The 14,952-nt window shown below is 35.8% G+C and carries 13 protein-coding genes; 6 read left to right on the top strand and 7 right to left on the bottom strand.

Features of this window, described 5'->3' with window-relative positions:
* Positions 1–44: 44 nt before the first annotated feature.
* The 7 genes from NSTC731_RS16805 to NSTC731_RS16835 all read right to left on the bottom strand — a co-directional run bounded on the left by NSTC731_RS16805 (position 45) and on the right by NSTC731_RS16835 (position 9,277).
* Positions 45–1,061 carry a hypothetical protein gene (locus tag NSTC731_RS16805; RefSeq protein ID WP_445631782.1) on the bottom strand — a complete coding sequence of 339 codons (1,017 nt, stop codon included), beginning with the start codon at positions 1,059–1,061 and terminating at the stop codon, positions 45–47.
* Positions 1,062–1,085: 24 nt separating this feature from the next.
* Positions 1,086–2,357, bottom strand: coding sequence for a glycosyltransferase family 4 protein (locus NSTC731_RS16810; RefSeq protein WP_445631783.1), 1,272 nt, complete (start codon positions 2,355–2,357; stop codon positions 1,086–1,088).
* Positions 2,358–2,405: 48 nt separating this feature from the next.
* Positions 2,406–3,635, bottom strand: a complete 1,230-nt coding sequence (locus tag NSTC731_RS16815) for an O-antigen ligase family protein (RefSeq protein WP_445631784.1) — start codon at positions 3,633–3,635, stop codon at positions 2,406–2,408.
* Positions 3,632–4,579: a glycosyltransferase family 2 protein gene (locus tag NSTC731_RS16820; protein WP_445631785.1), complete on the bottom strand. Its 948-nt coding sequence runs from the start codon at positions 4,577–4,579 to the stop codon at positions 3,632–3,634. Before NSTC731_RS16820 ends, NSTC731_RS16815 begins: the two co-directional genes overlap by 4 nt.
* 25 nt (positions 4,580–4,604) lie before the next feature.
* Entirely contained in the window at positions 4,605–5,927 is a 1,323-nt protein-coding gene (locus NSTC731_RS16825; protein WP_445631786.1) for a flippase, read from the bottom strand.
* 91 nt (positions 5,928–6,018) lie between these two features.
* Positions 6,019–6,999 carry a glycosyltransferase family 2 protein gene (locus tag NSTC731_RS16830; RefSeq protein WP_445631787.1) on the bottom strand — a complete coding sequence of 327 codons (981 nt, stop codon included), beginning with the start codon at positions 6,997–6,999 and terminating at the stop codon, positions 6,019–6,021.
* Between the two features lie 70 nt (positions 7,000–7,069).
* Positions 7,070–9,277, bottom strand: coding sequence for a GumC family protein (locus NSTC731_RS16835; protein ID WP_445631788.1), 2,208 nt, complete (start codon positions 9,275–9,277; stop codon positions 7,070–7,072).
* 1,096 nt (positions 9,278–10,373) lie between these two features.
* Here NSTC731_RS16835 and NSTC731_RS16840 point away from each other — a divergent pair.
* The 6 genes from NSTC731_RS16840 to NSTC731_RS16865 all read left to right on the top strand — a co-directional run bounded on the left by NSTC731_RS16840 (position 10,374) and on the right by NSTC731_RS16865 (position 14,870).
* Positions 10,374–10,757, top strand: coding sequence for a hypothetical protein (locus NSTC731_RS16840; RefSeq protein WP_445631789.1), 384 nt, complete (start codon positions 10,374–10,376; stop codon positions 10,755–10,757).
* Positions 10,758–10,830: 73 nt separating this feature from the next.
* Complete coding sequence (locus NSTC731_RS16845; protein WP_445631790.1) at positions 10,831–11,142, top strand: hypothetical protein; 312 nt, start codon at positions 10,831–10,833, stop codon at positions 11,140–11,142.
* Between the two features lie 456 nt (positions 11,143–11,598).
* Positions 11,599–11,745 carry a hypothetical protein gene (locus NSTC731_RS16850; protein ID WP_445631791.1) on the top strand — a complete coding sequence of 49 codons (147 nt, stop codon included), beginning with the start codon at positions 11,599–11,601 and terminating at the stop codon, positions 11,743–11,745.
* 972 nt (positions 11,746–12,717) lie between these two features.
* A complete protein-coding gene (locus NSTC731_RS16855) occupies positions 12,718–13,737 on the top strand; it encodes an RpoD/SigA family RNA polymerase sigma factor (RefSeq protein WP_445631792.1) in 1,020 nt (339 codons plus the stop codon).
* Positions 13,738–13,852: 115 nt separating this feature from the next.
* Positions 13,853–14,347, top strand: coding sequence for an ureidoglycolate lyase (locus NSTC731_RS16860; RefSeq protein ID WP_445631793.1), 495 nt, complete (start codon positions 13,853–13,855; stop codon positions 14,345–14,347).
* A gap of 175 nt (positions 14,348–14,522) precedes the next feature.
* The gene (locus NSTC731_RS16865) at positions 14,523–14,870 is read left to right on the top strand and encodes a translation initiation factor (RefSeq protein WP_445631794.1); all 348 of its coding nucleotides are present in this window, start codon (positions 14,523–14,525) and stop codon (positions 14,868–14,870) included.
* Positions 14,871–14,952: the final 82 nt, after the last annotated feature.

Raw genomic sequence — 14,952 nt, forward strand, 5'->3', positions numbered from 1 at the left:
ATCAAAATTTTAACTTTCATATATTCATATATAGTGATGTCAGTTTAAAATTTAACTCTGTTTTCTATCCATCCACTGAAATTAATATCTAAGTTAAAGCTTTTTAGTTTTTGTTCCATTCTTCTGACTCCCAACAAATATCTATGCCAAACTGATACACGAGGCATATTAAGTCTGACAACCTCTTCAGATAACCATTGATATTTCTTAGAATTGACATTCAACTTTTTCAATCTTTTTATTTGTCCATGCCAATCGTTATAAAAAAATAAGTTGAAATAATGAATGGATACAATATCATCCCAATGTTTAATTTGTAGTTTGTTTGATAAACGGTTATGTAAAGGTAATGGATAACTATAATTAGGGGGAAGATGTTCAACGTTTTCTTCCAAGGCACATAAAGTTACAGACAAAACAGACTGCTCAACAAAATAAATACCCTGGGGAGGAGTAATATCCAAGCGCATTACTTTTTCAAAATTCTCTTTCCAAGTTCTAAATATACCGGCACTTTTTCTTACAGCAATCAAACCAGAATTCCAGTAGGCTCTGATTCTTTTATTACCAATGGGCGTGTCAACAAATACCTCACGCTTTACTCCTAGTACTTCATATAGTTTTTGCCAATACCATTCTTGAGGATCTTGCAAACCTGTAGAACCAATTCCTTGGCCATACTCAGGACGCATTCGCACATTACAATCTACGGGCAATAAAAATTCTTTCGGTTCAGAAAAAAAGCATTTGTCACTGTCTAAAAAAACCAATATTTCTGCATCGATATTTTCTTCTGCATAGGCACAAACTAGGGGCTTATTAGCTAAATAATATTCATGGAATTCTCGATTTATCGGGATTTGTTGATGAGTCACCTGCAATGCTTCAAAGGCTTGTTGGGTTTGCTTTAAAATCGGTTCACCTACTCTAGGATGGAAACTATATATAGGTGTATTTTTCAATTCGCCGCAGAACTTACGAATACTTTCTGCAAGCATCAAAGATTGACCTTCTAAACGACCAGGTTCTGTACAAATTATAAAAGCTATAGGTATTGACATAGTATGAAGTATTGATTTAATAAGTTAATTACTCAATGAAGATTTCTTTGCTATCATCAATATTTCCTGAAACAAGGCTGAATAACGACGTGCTTGAAGTTCCAGGGTAAATTTTTGCTCGGCTTTCTCACGTGCATAAAATGACAGTTTTTGCAATCTCTGTTCATTTTCAAGAACCCAGATAATTCCTTTGGCAAAATCCTCAACTTCATAAGGTTTAGCCAAATAGCCGTTCTGCTGATGATCGACAATATCTTTTAAGCCAGTAGAATTAAACGCCACAACTGGAGTACCACAAGCGAATGATTCTGAAGCTGTCTGTCCAAAAGATTCTTGAAGAGATGGTACAAGCATTACATCAGCAGCTGAGTAAACAGTTGCTAAAGATATAGCATCATGTAAATGTCCCAAATAGTGGGTTTTGAAGCCTAAATTAGGTGGATTTTCGGGTTGAGATGCTCCAAAAATCACAACTTCCAAGTCATCTTTCCAGCCAGATTTACTCAATTCTTGTAAAGCTGGTTGCAATAAATGAAATCCTTTATTTCTATCGCTTGTTGCTTCTATAGCTCCAAATAGTATCAGCTTTTTATTTTGAGGTAGATTGAGTGTTTCGCGGGCAAAATGTTGATTAATCGGTCGATATTTTTGAGTATCTAATCCGTGGGGAATTATCTCAATTCGCAAATTTTGGAATAAAGAGCTAGAACGAGCGCACTCTGCTAGCCAAGAACTTGGTGAAACTAGAGTTAAATTTAAATTTTTCCAAGCTTTTGCTTTGCGCTGCCATACCCAGCGGGATAAATCCCATTCATTACCACTATTAAGTTGAGGACAAGCCCCGCAGGATATTTTGTAGCGATCGCATTCTCCAGTAACGTGACATCCTCCAGTAAACCCCCACATATCATGGAGAGTCCAAACTAAAGGGCGCTTCAGTTTAGCAAAGGTTTCTATTTGCATAAAACCTCCGCTAATCCAATGCAGATTGATTATATCTGGATTAATCTGAGCAACTTTAGGAATAACTCTATCTGGCAACCATTGAGTAAAAAATGGGGTATTTTTCTTTTGACGATAAAGCTTTAATGGCAAACTTTCAACTGTCAGCTTTGCTTTAGCGATGCCTTGAAACAGTCTAATTTTAGGTGCAATTATTGTTTTATCATTACTAGATTTTTCCTGTACTAACATTTGTGACTGTAGTCCTATATTCTGTAAACCTGTGTGTAAACGATATGCAGCCCTAGCTGCACCACCACTAATATCATGGGTACTAATATGTAAAATTTTCATTTTTATTAACTTAATATTCACTAAAACTATTTCTGACTGCCATAAAAACTAATTGAATAAAATCTTTTTATAATTTCGTTGAGATTCAACAGTTAAAGATAATGACGTGGTGATATACATTAACCAATTCCAGCTTGGAGTTAATAATCTGGCTTCTGAAAAATTCACTATGACAATGATAATTAGCATCTGCATTGGCCAATAATCTTCTGGCTTTTTAGCGACAGAAATAATTCGAGTCAATGCCATTACGAAAAACCGGACAAACCCGACTGCAAAAGTCAAAAACCCTAAGAATCCCAATTCTAACAATAATTCTAAAAAACCATTATGGGCGTTACTTGCCCAATCGTAAGTAGCTCTTAATTTGGATGCAGCATTACTAGTCCAAAATCCCGAAAATCCATAACCTAACCAAGGTCTCTCCAAAATCTTAGAAATTACTAGCTCCCAGAGGTCAGAGCGTCCATTGAAGGTAAGGTCTTTACCAGAAGTACCAACTACAGTTTCGGCATTATTGAGAAGTAATATTGAAGAAATCATCAGCAACATCAAAGTTGAAGTTATCGTAATAACTTGTAACTTATAATTAGTTTTCTTCAGGGATCTATAGACAGGTAAAAGCAATATCATTGTCAATAAAATCGTTAAAGATGTTGTTGAACGTGAAAGGATAATTAGACATATAGATATCCCACATAGTGCCCACATCAACCAACGATATCGATGACCACTAAGAGCCAGGTGCAAAAAAACTCCTGCACTCCAAGCCATCATGTAACCTAATTCATTTTTATGACCATAAATTCCACTCCACATACCTAGTAACTCAGGTGATTCGTGAATATAACCTGGTACAAATGCAGAAAATAGCATAGATAATGATGCAGCTACCCCAAGTGCCCAAGCTATCAGCTTAATTTGTTCCTTAAGGGGATAACGCATTGCTAAATAGATGGCAAGAAAATATATTCTGATTAGACCTCTTAAATAAGTAAGACTAGAACTTAGGTCTTCTGACCATAAAAGAGAAAATATAACTATTGCTAGTAATAAAAACTGTAGCGGACTTCTAATAATTACATAAAGAAAACCTTTCCAGTATGAAATTAGAAAATAAAATAGGATTAAATATGAAACTATATTGAACAAAGTATCTAGCTTATCACCTCCAAGTGTAGACATTGAAACTTCTTGTGCGGGGTGTATTGTTAATGCCCCTACAGAAATTAGTAGTAGCAAGATAGTTAATATTTTTTCTGTTAGTTTTATTTTCATTTCTGAGATTTAAGTGACCTATTTTTTATCATTAAGTAATTCAATCTTTTCTTCACTTCTTCTTTAAAAATATCTAATGTAGTTGCTTTATAAACTGTTTTTTGTATAAAATTATCTGCTTCTACATTCCTGACAATAAATGGTGGATGCTTTAAGGGAAATTCCATTGCCTGTATGGGCATATTGATGAAGGAAAATTCTTGATTTGAAGTGAAATGAGTTGCGTCTGCACCAACACCAACATTAGAGATTAAATTGACATTGGGAATAATACTTAAGCTTCCCTGCATCCAACAAGCAAATGTCCATTGATAATCCCAGGTTATACCTGTAGGATTGTCATAAACAGATTGAAATATTCGTTGCCAAGAATTTACCGCTTTTTGGTCTATAAGAATGTCATGTAAAAGATTTTCTGCTTGCACCTCTTTCCAGAGTTTAATAGTCAAATCATAATGTTGCCAAGCACGTCTCCAACTTGCCCAACCCCAGCAGTGGTTGTAGCGAGAAAAATAATAACTGTAATTTGTACGTTTTTTTTCTAGTTGGAGATTTTGAGCAGAGATTGTGGCGATTCTGGTATCATTTCTATATTTTTCCAGCAGTTCTTGACTAAACCTGAAAAAAGTTGGATGAGGAATACAATCATCTTCTAAAATAATTGTTTCTTCAACATTATTAAAAACCCAACTTAAGCCGCTTGATACTCGTTTTGCGCAACCTAAGTTGATATCAGAATAATTTTTAATTACTTCACAATTCCAATCAACTCTCTCAATAACTGCCCTAGTTGCTTCGCATTTTTCTGCCTCACCTTCGCGGTCAGTGCGGGGTCCATCTGCAATTACAAAAAGTCTTGTTGGCTTGGCTTGGCGAATAGCTTCAAAAACTTTCTCTGTTGTTTGTGGACGTTTAAAAATAATAAAAGTCACGGGTGTTTGCATAATAATAAAATTTCAGTAACAACGATTAGTATCTATAAAAATGAATAAGCGATCGCACTTGAATTTTAAATAGTTTTTGTGTTCTTGAATCAAATGCATTACATATAAAAGCAGCAGCAGCTTGAGATATTATTGTTGCGATCGCAGCTCCAAGTCCTGCATATTTAGGAATAAGTAATAAATTCAGAATAATGTTTAATATTGCCCCAAATAAAGTTTTACCTAAAGAAACGTGGTTTAAACCTTCAGCAATAAACCAAGGCGATGTTGCAAGACCCATAAATACAAAGAAAGAAGTCCAAATATGAACTGCTAATATTGCTCCTGCATCTGCATATCCACTTCCAAACATCACCATAATTATGTTGTCAGATAAAAAGGACATTGGAAGAGCAATTGCTAAAGATATACATGTCATTAGACTAAGTAATTGTCCTATTCGCTGATAGTAAAGACTTTCTGATTTTTCTTTTGCTGCATAAATTGCCGGAGCAACAGAAGAAACAATAGCCCCTGGAATAAAATACCAAATTTCAGAAATACGCACAGCAGCAGAATAAACTCCAACCTCACTATCTCCAATCATTTGACCTAACATCACCTGATCTATTCTCATAAAAATCATGATGGCGAACCCCGAAAAAATGAGAGGTAAACTCTCTTTCAGAAGAGTTTTGGCAGCCGCAATGCTCCAACGCCATAACCACAACGAAGATCCTTTGATTTGGTAAACAATCAGTAAGGCAATTGCACTCATTACAAATTCTGCTAATGTTACCAAAGCAAAAGCTAGCAATGGTGCTTTTGTTAAAATTAATGCAATTTTGATGACAGTGTTTAGCAGAAACGCCGTGTTTTTAGCGATCACAGTATACTTTGACTGCACCTGTGATTGAAACCACAGTTCAATAGTATCAGATGCCCTAAAAACTCCTGCTGTTCCTAAAATTACCACTAGCCATATCTTTAGTGTTTCATGCTCACCTAAGAAAAACATTGTGCTAACTGCCAATAAAACAGAAGCAATTCCACCCAAAAATTTTAGCCAAAAAGTAGTTCCTAAAATTTCCTCTTTGTTTGATAATTGACGCACAAGATGGCGAACTACTACGTCGTCTAGTCCGAGAGTAAAAATTGGACTAAATAAGGCAACAAAAGCTAAAGCATAGTTAAATAGACCATACTGTTGTACTCCTAAATAACGTGCTACCCATACTCCTACAACTAAGCTTGCACCCATACGTAGAATGCGGTCAGCAAATAACCAACCTGTATTAGCAATAATTGCACGCAGACCAGAACGAGATTTAAATTGCGATAAGTTTTTGATTTTTAATTTACTTAACATTATTTTTATGAACTAATCATCTGAAATTATTTGTACTTATCCATCTTGTTAGTGAAGTTTTCAATTTTTGAAAATACGAAATAAAGTGTATTTACTTAGAACTTATATTATTGAGCGTTGACGATATTTTGAATTTACCAATAATCAAAATTTTCAAAAAATAGTTAAATAGGAAAATAATGCCCTTAATTTTCCAATACAAACTATGCTCAAATAAAAATATTATTTTCAAATAAGTAACAAAATCTTGAGATTTTGGGCATGGTATTGTTTGTAATTCATTGATAGATGTAAAAGCTAAAAATAATGGAGAGCTAAAATTGTTTTTTTGCAGGATGTAATTAAAGAGAGAATTACGTTTCCAGAATCTTTTGTATTCATAGTTTTTGTCTACATCTAAAAAGTTCTTATTATGATATTTATTATGATCGTGTATTCTATACCTTACTAAAGGTTTAGACATATAAAACTTTTTAGCCCCCACCAAAGAAGCTCCCCATACCAAACAGTCATCAGCCCTTACACGCCAATCTTCTAAATTTGGAATAGGTAAAAATTTTCTGACTATTTCTCTACGTATTGATAATGTTGAAGTTATAGAACCAATCCATTCACCATTATATAAAGTTCTAATTACTGAATAACCTAAATCTAAATCAACTACATCGTCTTGAAATATGCCTTCTACTGCTCCAAATTTTTTATACGCACAAAATAAAAAATCACATTCACTGCGTCTATTGTAAAAATTTAGAGCGTTTTCTAAATACTGAGGTTCATAAATATCATCAGCATCTAAAAAAAATAAAATGTCACCAGTAGCAGCTAAAAATCCTTCATTAAAAGATGATAGTTGTCCTTGATTTTGTTCTTTAAAAATTGACTTAACATTAGCTAGTTGAGTAAATTTATTGATGATTTTCACAGAATTATCTGTAGATGCATCATCAACAATAATAATTTCATCAAATTTGACTGTCTGATTTAAAGCGCTATCAATTGCCTCAGATAGAAATTCAGCATAATTGTAATTGTTAATTAAACAAGAAGTTTTGATTTTAGTTTTATCCATTATTCCTACACTCACAAAATTAGGTTTAGATAGTTTTAGTGATGGTAGCTTTCACAATTTCTAAAAAAACTTAACGCTCTTTGCGAAATTTAGTTAAGCTGCTAGAAGATACCAAATCTTGTTCAATTTGTCGTTTTTTGGTGTCATAAAAATAATTATTAGGTTCATTTTTAGTATTCACACCATTGATGACTATCCCTAATACCTTCTGACCTGACTGAGTTAAAAACTCTTTAGCTGCATTTGCACTGTTCAAGTCAACCACTCCAGGACGAACGACTAATAAGATACCGTCAGTCAAAGTGCTTAAAACAGCAGCATCTGCTATTCCTGACAATGGAGGAGTATCAAAAATTACAAGGTCGTAATCTCTCCCAAAGTTACTAATTAATGTTGCCATACGTTGAGAATCTAGCATTGCCACTGGATTGGGAGGCAAAACTCCAGAAGTAAGAACTTCCAGATTAGGCATGACTTCCTGAACAACTGTATCTAAAGAAGCTTGATTAATTATTACATTACTTAATCCCATTGTATTTGTTAGCCCCCAGATATGATGCTGTATGGGATGACGCATATCTGCATCCACTAACAACACCCTACGCCCCGCCTGAGCCATAGTCACAGCTAAATTTGCAGATACGTCAGACTTTCCTTCTTTGGCAACGGAACTTGTAATTACAATGCTTTTGAGCGGTTTATCAGAACAGAGGAACTTCAAGTTTACTTGTAGTATTTGATATGCATTACCAACAGGGAAGTAAGGAATATCTCTGCCAATAATTTTGGGAATAGCTCTATCCAGCCCTGGTATAGAAGAATGATCTTTACCATTTCTACCTTGTGTAGGAATTACTCCCAAAACACTGTATCTTAAGACTTCTTTGGCTTCTTTGACGGTCTTCACCGAGCGGTCTATCAAGTCTAAAGTAAAGGCGACAATGATACCTAAGAAAAAACCAACTCCTGCTCCACCAATAATAAACAGCATTTTCCGAGGCCCTTCTGCTTTATCAGGGGTTAAAGCATAGGAAATAACACGAGCATTAGGAATCTTTTGATTCTGTGCAATATCAATCTCTTGGCGTTTCTTTAAGAGTGTTTCGTAAGTCGTTTGAGCTGCTTGCAATTTCCGTTCTAGCTCTCGTTGGCTTTGTTCTAGCCTTGGCAAATTATTTGCTCGTTTGATATAGGCATTTTGCTGTTGTTTGAGTGTGGCAATTTGTCTCTCCAGACCAACACGTTCTGCCTGAGCACGAGTAATATCTGCAATTAGGCTTTGCCGTAGTTGTCCAACCTGTAAACTTCCCTGTGTTATCTGTGCTCCACCAGCTACTTGTCCTGTCCGCTCTTTTAACAAGTTCTTAAGAGCTAAGACTTTTTCTTCTAAGTTAGTAATTGTAGGGTGTTCAGGTGAAAAACGGGTACGCTCTAGTGCAAGTTGGCTTTCTGTTTCTTGAAGTTGAGCTAGCACTTTCTGAACTCCAGGTGCTTGACTCAATTCAGATTCGATTACACCTTGCCGTGAATCTATCTGAGCTTCACTGCTTAACTGTTCTAGACGACCCTTCACATCATCTAGTTGAGCTAAAGCTTGAGAAATTTGATTTCCTAACTTAGAAATGGTATCGACTGCTGCGGCTGCTTCTTGTTCCAGAACAACAACTTTATTCGTTTCTTTAAATAGCCGCAGTTTTGATTCGGCTCTTCTGACAACTTCCTCAGCTTTAGGTACTTCCGTTACAAGAACCTGTTTGGCTGTCCGCGCTTCATTCTGATTAGCCTTGATATTTAGATCGATATAACTGTCAATAACTTCATTAACGATTTTGGCAGCTAGTTCTGGATCGCCACCTTTATAAGAAAGTTGTACAACATCAGTACCTTTAATTCCTTCTATTTTCAGTTGTTTTGCCAAATCGGGAATCGAGAGCAGTTTGCCTTGACTATCTTTAAGGTTGAGGGAATTAATCGTTTTCTCAATTACTGGATTCGATCCAATAACTCTCACCTGAGTTTCCAGGGGATTATCGTTCACATTCAAAGCTTCTAGGCGTCCTATGTCATCCGGTAAGCCTGTGAGTGAGGAAGAGCGATTTGTTTTAATCATTAAACTTCCTTCTGCCTTGTATGAAGGTTTTAGTGAAAATGCATACAAGCATCCAAGGCTAACAGATATGGCGAAAATTCCAACTAGAGGTAGCCAACGCCGTTGAAGAACTTCTAAGTATTTCTGAATATTTACTTCTTCAAAATTTGGTAAAGATTCCATTGTCATAATATATGTAAACTTTTATAAAAAGACTATTTACTTACAGCAAATTGTTCTCAAAATTGTGACTACATTCCTAATAAAGTCTATTTTGCGATATTAATATTTGCATGAATTCGTAGCTAATAACTTGCTGCTGAGTTTCTTCAATATCTGAAGTTAACTAATAGTTTTGCAAGCTGTAATTTTAACTTATACTGATACTATAATGAGAGCAAAAACAGGATAAATCACAAATTTATCCCTGATTTAGTCGCTTTCCATTTTTGGGGCTTACTTAATTTTAGTTAACTTCGTTTTATGCTACTACTAATGCAAGTATTGATTAGTAAGCTAACAATCACTATCATATTATGTAAAAACATTGATTTTTATAACTTTACAAAAAATTTATACAATAGACTAATATATTCATTCTCAGTCTGCTAATTCTTAAAAGACAAGAGGAGTTAATTCGTTCCGGGTAAGGAATAGAAGAATTGTGTCAGTATATAAGCAATGGAAGCACTTCAGAGATAGGCTTTAGACAGTGAAAAAGATACCTAGAAAGACTGGATGAATCTTTACAGAAGCTACTTCAAAACTTTAATTAACAATTTATTTTTGCTCTAAATAATAGTCAAGTTTGGTAATAATACGGTACTAGCAATCATAAAATTGCATGATTTAGGTATTGAACCTATAAAGACTCGCAATCAGTTTAATTTGCCTTTATGTAGAAATACATTCATTTTTGTAACACAAATGAACTATATACGATTACTAAGTAAATTGGCTCCAGCTTAAATTTAACGCAGTCCAACAAACGAGCATCAAATAACAGCGTGACTAAATCGAGAAATTAGTCTATATCAGACTAGTACAAAATAGCAAAAATCCAGCTACTATCTCAATTAAGCAGACAAATAGCTCAAGCAACTTGTTCAAGGTAGGCAAACTCCCGTCAGATTCTACTAGATTTCACATATTTTTAATGAAGTTTCCCTATATTTATTATTACGTGTGTTAATCTAAGGTACTCAAGCTAGCCTGCTATTTCTTGGTTTTTATATTTAGGCAATTGTAATTATTAAACTGACATTAAATGTTGAGAGATTGAATTATGAAATCCTCTTTTATGATCTTAGGCATTGTGATTAGCACATTCACTCTCAGTCAAAGTGCCTATGCTAATCAAGAGAATGTTCCCATAAAAATAGGCGATCGCGATCGGGCTGGAGTTTTATTGACAGAACCAGCTACGATTAATACTACATGGAGTAATTTGATCGGACAGACTAATAATTCCAAACAAACTGCTGAATCAATTTCGCTAATGCAGGAGCGAGGATGCCAAAAAATTAACCCGCTTGAGTTCATCAATAACCCCAGCGCTTTTTTTAAGCAATGTCAGGAGCCAATCAAGACTCAAAGTACTGAACCAATTGAGTATCTCAAAGTTCCGAAACTGGATTCTGGTATTAGTGTGACAGTTACTAAGTTTTGATATTAGGAACTTTTTTAACAAAAAATAGCTAATTCTTGGTAGTGTGATTTATCTAGATAATTTACGCTCAAATATGGATGAAATATTTATGCTGGCTGCTTTAGCTCAAAGCAGAAAAGCTTTGCCGGAATGTTTGCCGAACCCACCAGTAGGCTGTGCGATCGTATATGGCCAAGAGATAGTAGCTCAAGGATACACGCAAGCACCAGGAAAACACCATGCTGAAGCTGACGCACTTAAACAGATTCAAGGTAAAGCTTTCAACTTGTTGAAAATGTATGTAATATCATGTCAGGTTGAAGACTTATTATTTAGAGGGCAGTTCTTGCTGGGGGCTATTAGCTGGGGGAAAGAGACTTTTGGGATTTTTGCACAGATACGTTAATCATAAGTGATTAGCCGACATGATATAACTCTTGAACCTTGTTCTTTTCATGGACGCACACCTGTATGTGCTTTAGCGATCGCTAAAGATTGTCGGATACATGAAATATATGTATCTATACTCGATCCAGACCACTGCAATAATGGTAAAGGATTAGACATTCTCAAGAATTGCAGGAAAAATAGTTAATGTTGGGTTATGCGCCAATGAGGTGAATGCTTTTCTTAACCAATATCTACTAAAGTCATAGTTGAAGAGTTAGATTAAAACTTCAATATAGTACCATTTTCCCAAAAATCTTTGCAATAAGCCAATCATTTATGTAGATAGATAATTGTGCTTTTGTGCAACTAAAAGTTAAAACTAGTAAGCGATAAAGCTGTGAGATATTCCTTCATTAGGAGTTTTAGACTATTTCCGACTTCTCCAAAAAGTGGGAATGTTGTTGTTTAAGCAATGCTGCACAGCAATCAACTAGATACTTTTACACAAAAATCTTTTCGCTTCAAGAGAATATTAGTTAGGGCGATCGCGGGTGTTGCTGTCTTGCCAAGTATCATCCTTGATGTTAATACTACCACTGTTAGTACTTTTAGTCCATAAAATTTCTCTAGTAGTAATCGAGTTGATTGTACCGCATCCAATACAGATGTCTGCGTTAAATTATGACACAAGTGCAATTGTCACAGATATCTGCGTCTTCTGGATCGTCCTAAATTTCAGGAAAGAGATATGAGTAAGAATGAATGTACAGATGTAGCAGTGCTACGTCTGTGCAGGTGTTCTGGATATCGTATAATTAATTTCAGTAGATGCCTCATTACTAAAGTATTTGACCAGATTCTTAAAGAAAGCGGTTATTAAAGAGGGGAAGCAGGAGAAATTCTTTCTTTCATATTTAACGATCGCCCACTATGTACTTGGCTTGATATGCTTAGATTGTATTACAAAAAAATGAGGTAAAAAATGCATATTTTATATTTAATGAGTTTTTATTTCATGAATTACATTTATTGATAATTAGACTATGAACAATTACACAAATGAACTTTTTGTGATTTTTCAGAGTTGCTATTAATAATTTATCTTTTAGATAATGGAATCGTGGCTCAGTATTTTTTACTTTTCCAGTAAGCGCATTGGATAACTAGACTAAATTTAATTGTTAATTGAATTTTAGAAAATGCAAAAATCAATAATAAAGGAATGTAATTACTTCCAAGGATATGCTAATGATACTTTAGGTAATTGATTTGTGACTGATGATGATGTTATTATTAAGGAGTAGGTTGATTTTGGGTTTATTATCTCCAAGAATTAACTTGTAATGTATCATAGATCAGAATTCATCAGTGTTGCAAATTGATTAGACCTTTTGCATAAATTACAAATTAATAAACCCACCTCGCAAAGCGTTGCTTTGTCTACCTCCCCCAAAAGCGGGAAGGAAATTAAAGGATGGGGTGTTAAGTACTTTTGCAAGATATCTATGATTAGCAGTGTGAAATGGCTGTGGGTCTGAATATCTAGACTTGATACCAATAAATTGATGAGGTTACAGAGGAGCAAATAACCATGAGCAACTTAACATCTCCACATACCGAAGTTCAAAAAACGAAGAAAAAAAGTTTAACCGCAGATAAAAAGCCTCGATCTACAGATGATATTGTGCGTAGTTATCTGCAAGATATCGGACGTGTAGATTTGTTGACTCGCGAACAAGAGGTTATTTTTGCCCAACAAGTGCAGCAGATGATGAATTTATTAGCTGCTAAGGATGAATTGGCTGTCAAATTAAACCACGAACCCACGCTACAAGAATGGGCAGATCGGGTGGAGTTAACTGTGGAGGTGCTAGAGCAACAGCTAAATTTAGGACACCACGCCAAGCAGAAAATGATTCAGGCTAATCTCCGGTTAGTGGTAGCTGTGGCAAAGAAATACCAGCACCGTAACCTGGAATTTATGGATTTAATTCAAGAAGGTACTTTAGGTTTAGAGCGAGGTGTGGATAAATTTGATCCCGCCCTTGGTTATAAGTTTTCTACCTACGCTTACTGGTGGATTCGTCAAGGAATCACACGGGCGATCGCTCAACAAGGACGTACAATTCGTTTACCGATCCACATCTTTGAGAAACTGAACAAAATTAAACGGGTGCAGCGAGAATTATCTCAACAGTTGGGTCGCGTTCCTACTACTGCTGAAATTGCCACTGCCTTATCTTTGACAGCTAGCCAGGTTCGAGAGTGTTTGTACTTGGCCCGTCAGCCCTTCTCTCTAGAGGCGAGAGTTGGCGAACAACAAGATACAGAATTGCAAGACATACTGGAGGATGATGGTCCTTCTCCTGAAGATTATGCCGTTGAAGAATCTCTCCACCAAGACTTACAAGACTTATTGGCAAAGCTGTCTCCCCAGCAGCGAGAAATATTAACCCTACGTTTTGGTCTAACGGATGGGTATGAACTTTCTTTAGCACAGATTGGCGATCGCATGGGTATTAGTCGAGAACGGGTGCGTCAGATAGAACAAAAAGCTCTTAGTCTCCTCCGGCGCCAAAAAGAACAAGTACGTAGTTATCTAGCTAGCTGAGGTTATTTTTTCATAATTTAGGGCATTTAAACTCAGGAAGTCACTATCATAACTGTGTAAAATTCAGTCATTATGGGCGAAAATAAACTTAGATAATCACTTTTAATGATTTGATATGAGCACATCAAAGACAGTGCAACAGTTGCAAGTGCAATGGGTGACTCCTGAAAACTTTCGGCCTTATGGACAGGTTATTTTTGCAAGTCTTGATGGCAAAACTTACGATGGGGAAGATGCCCAGTTAAACCTGCAAAACGGGATTCCACGATTTTATCTTATGCGATTGGAGAAAATAGGACGAAAGTTTCACAAAATTACTCGCCATGTGCAATGCACTCAATGTCTGGGTTCTTTGGAAGGGAAGGATTGGTTAATTGCAGTTTGTCCTCCTCATAATGATGTGAATGAACCAGCATTAGAAGATATTGCTGCTTTCCGCATTCCGGGAAATTGTTTTATCAAGCTACATGAGGGTACTTGGCACGCTGGCCCCCATTTTGACCATGAAGCTGTGGATTTTTATAATTTGGAACTAGCTGATACCAATATGGTGGATCATTTCACCCATGATTTTCTTAAGAGTCATCAATTAGAGTTTGAGATGGTTTAGGTAAAATTAGTTTAATTATAGATATAGACAAGCCATTTTCCTGAATCAGTTCAAGTATTACGTCAGTTTGGTTATGATGTATGGATGTGTAATGTTAGCCTAGAAATTGTATCCCAGCAGAATGGTTGCGTAGAAGTTTCCACTGCTTTTGAAATTTTTCTTAAACATTCATTTTATGTCTTCTTCCAAGTCTCAATCTTCTGACAAAAGCTTTGTCTACCGCGAATTTGGCAATGACAACTCCGCCGCCACAGAAAGACCGATTCCAGAACTACCCCCACAACAACAAAATTTGAAAGTACAAGCTTCCCGCAAAGGACGCAAAGGCAAAACCGTCACAGTAATTAGCGGTTTTCAAGCCAAACCGGAAACCTTAGCAGATTTGGTGAAGCAGTTGAAAACCCAGTGTGGGACAGGTGGGACACTTAAAGACAACGAAATTGAAATTCAGGGCGAACACAAACAGAAAATTGTTGAGATTTTGACCAAGCTAGGTTACAAAGCCAAAATTAGCGGTGGCTAATCTTGAGTGCGGTTTACCGTATCTTAAGCGCTATCTAGATTAAGAGAGGGAATGTTATCTTTGAGAAGTACAAATATGCTTG

The organism is Nostoc sp. DSM 114167 (assembly GCF_052692655.1).

Excerpts from the sequence above, each read along its gene's own strand:
- NSTC731_RS16835 (WP_445631788.1), bottom strand. The coding sequence starts at position 9,277 with ATGACAATGGAATCTTTACCAAATTTTGAAGAAGTAAATATTCAGAAA.
- NSTC731_RS16845 (WP_445631790.1), top strand. The coding sequence starts at position 10,831 with ATGGATGAAATATTTATGCTGGCTGCTTTAGCTCAAAGCAGAAAAGCT.
- NSTC731_RS16820 (WP_445631785.1), bottom strand. The coding sequence starts at position 4,579 with ATGCAAACACCCGTGACTTTTATTATTTTTAAACGTCCACAAACAACA.
- NSTC731_RS16855 (WP_445631792.1), top strand. The coding sequence starts at position 12,718 with ATGAGCAACTTAACATCTCCACATACCGAAGTTCAAAAAACGAAGAAA.
- NSTC731_RS16810 (WP_445631783.1), bottom strand. The coding sequence starts at position 2,357 with ATGAAAATTTTACATATTAGTACCCATGATATTAGTGGTGGTGCAGCT.
- NSTC731_RS16825 (WP_445631786.1), bottom strand. The coding sequence starts at position 5,927 with ATGTTAAGTAAATTAAAAATCAAAAACTTATCGCAATTTAAATCTCGT.
- NSTC731_RS16805 (WP_445631782.1), bottom strand. The coding sequence starts at position 1,061 with ATGTCAATACCTATAGCTTTTATAATTTGTACAGAACCTGGTCGTTTA.
- NSTC731_RS16865 (WP_445631794.1), top strand. The coding sequence starts at position 14,523 with ATGTCTTCTTCCAAGTCTCAATCTTCTGACAAAAGCTTTGTCTACCGC.
- NSTC731_RS16840 (WP_445631789.1), top strand. The coding sequence starts at position 10,374 with ATGAAATCCTCTTTTATGATCTTAGGCATTGTGATTAGCACATTCACT.
- NSTC731_RS16860 (WP_445631793.1), top strand. The coding sequence starts at position 13,853 with ATGAGCACATCAAAGACAGTGCAACAGTTGCAAGTGCAATGGGTGACT.
- NSTC731_RS16850 (WP_445631791.1), top strand. The coding sequence starts at position 11,599 with ATGCTGCACAGCAATCAACTAGATACTTTTACACAAAAATCTTTTCGC.
- NSTC731_RS16830 (WP_445631787.1), bottom strand. The coding sequence starts at position 6,999 with ATGGATAAAACTAAAATCAAAACTTCTTGTTTAATTAACAATTACAAT.
- NSTC731_RS16815 (WP_445631784.1), bottom strand. The coding sequence starts at position 3,635 with ATGAAAATAAAACTAACAGAAAAAATATTAACTATCTTGCTACTACTA.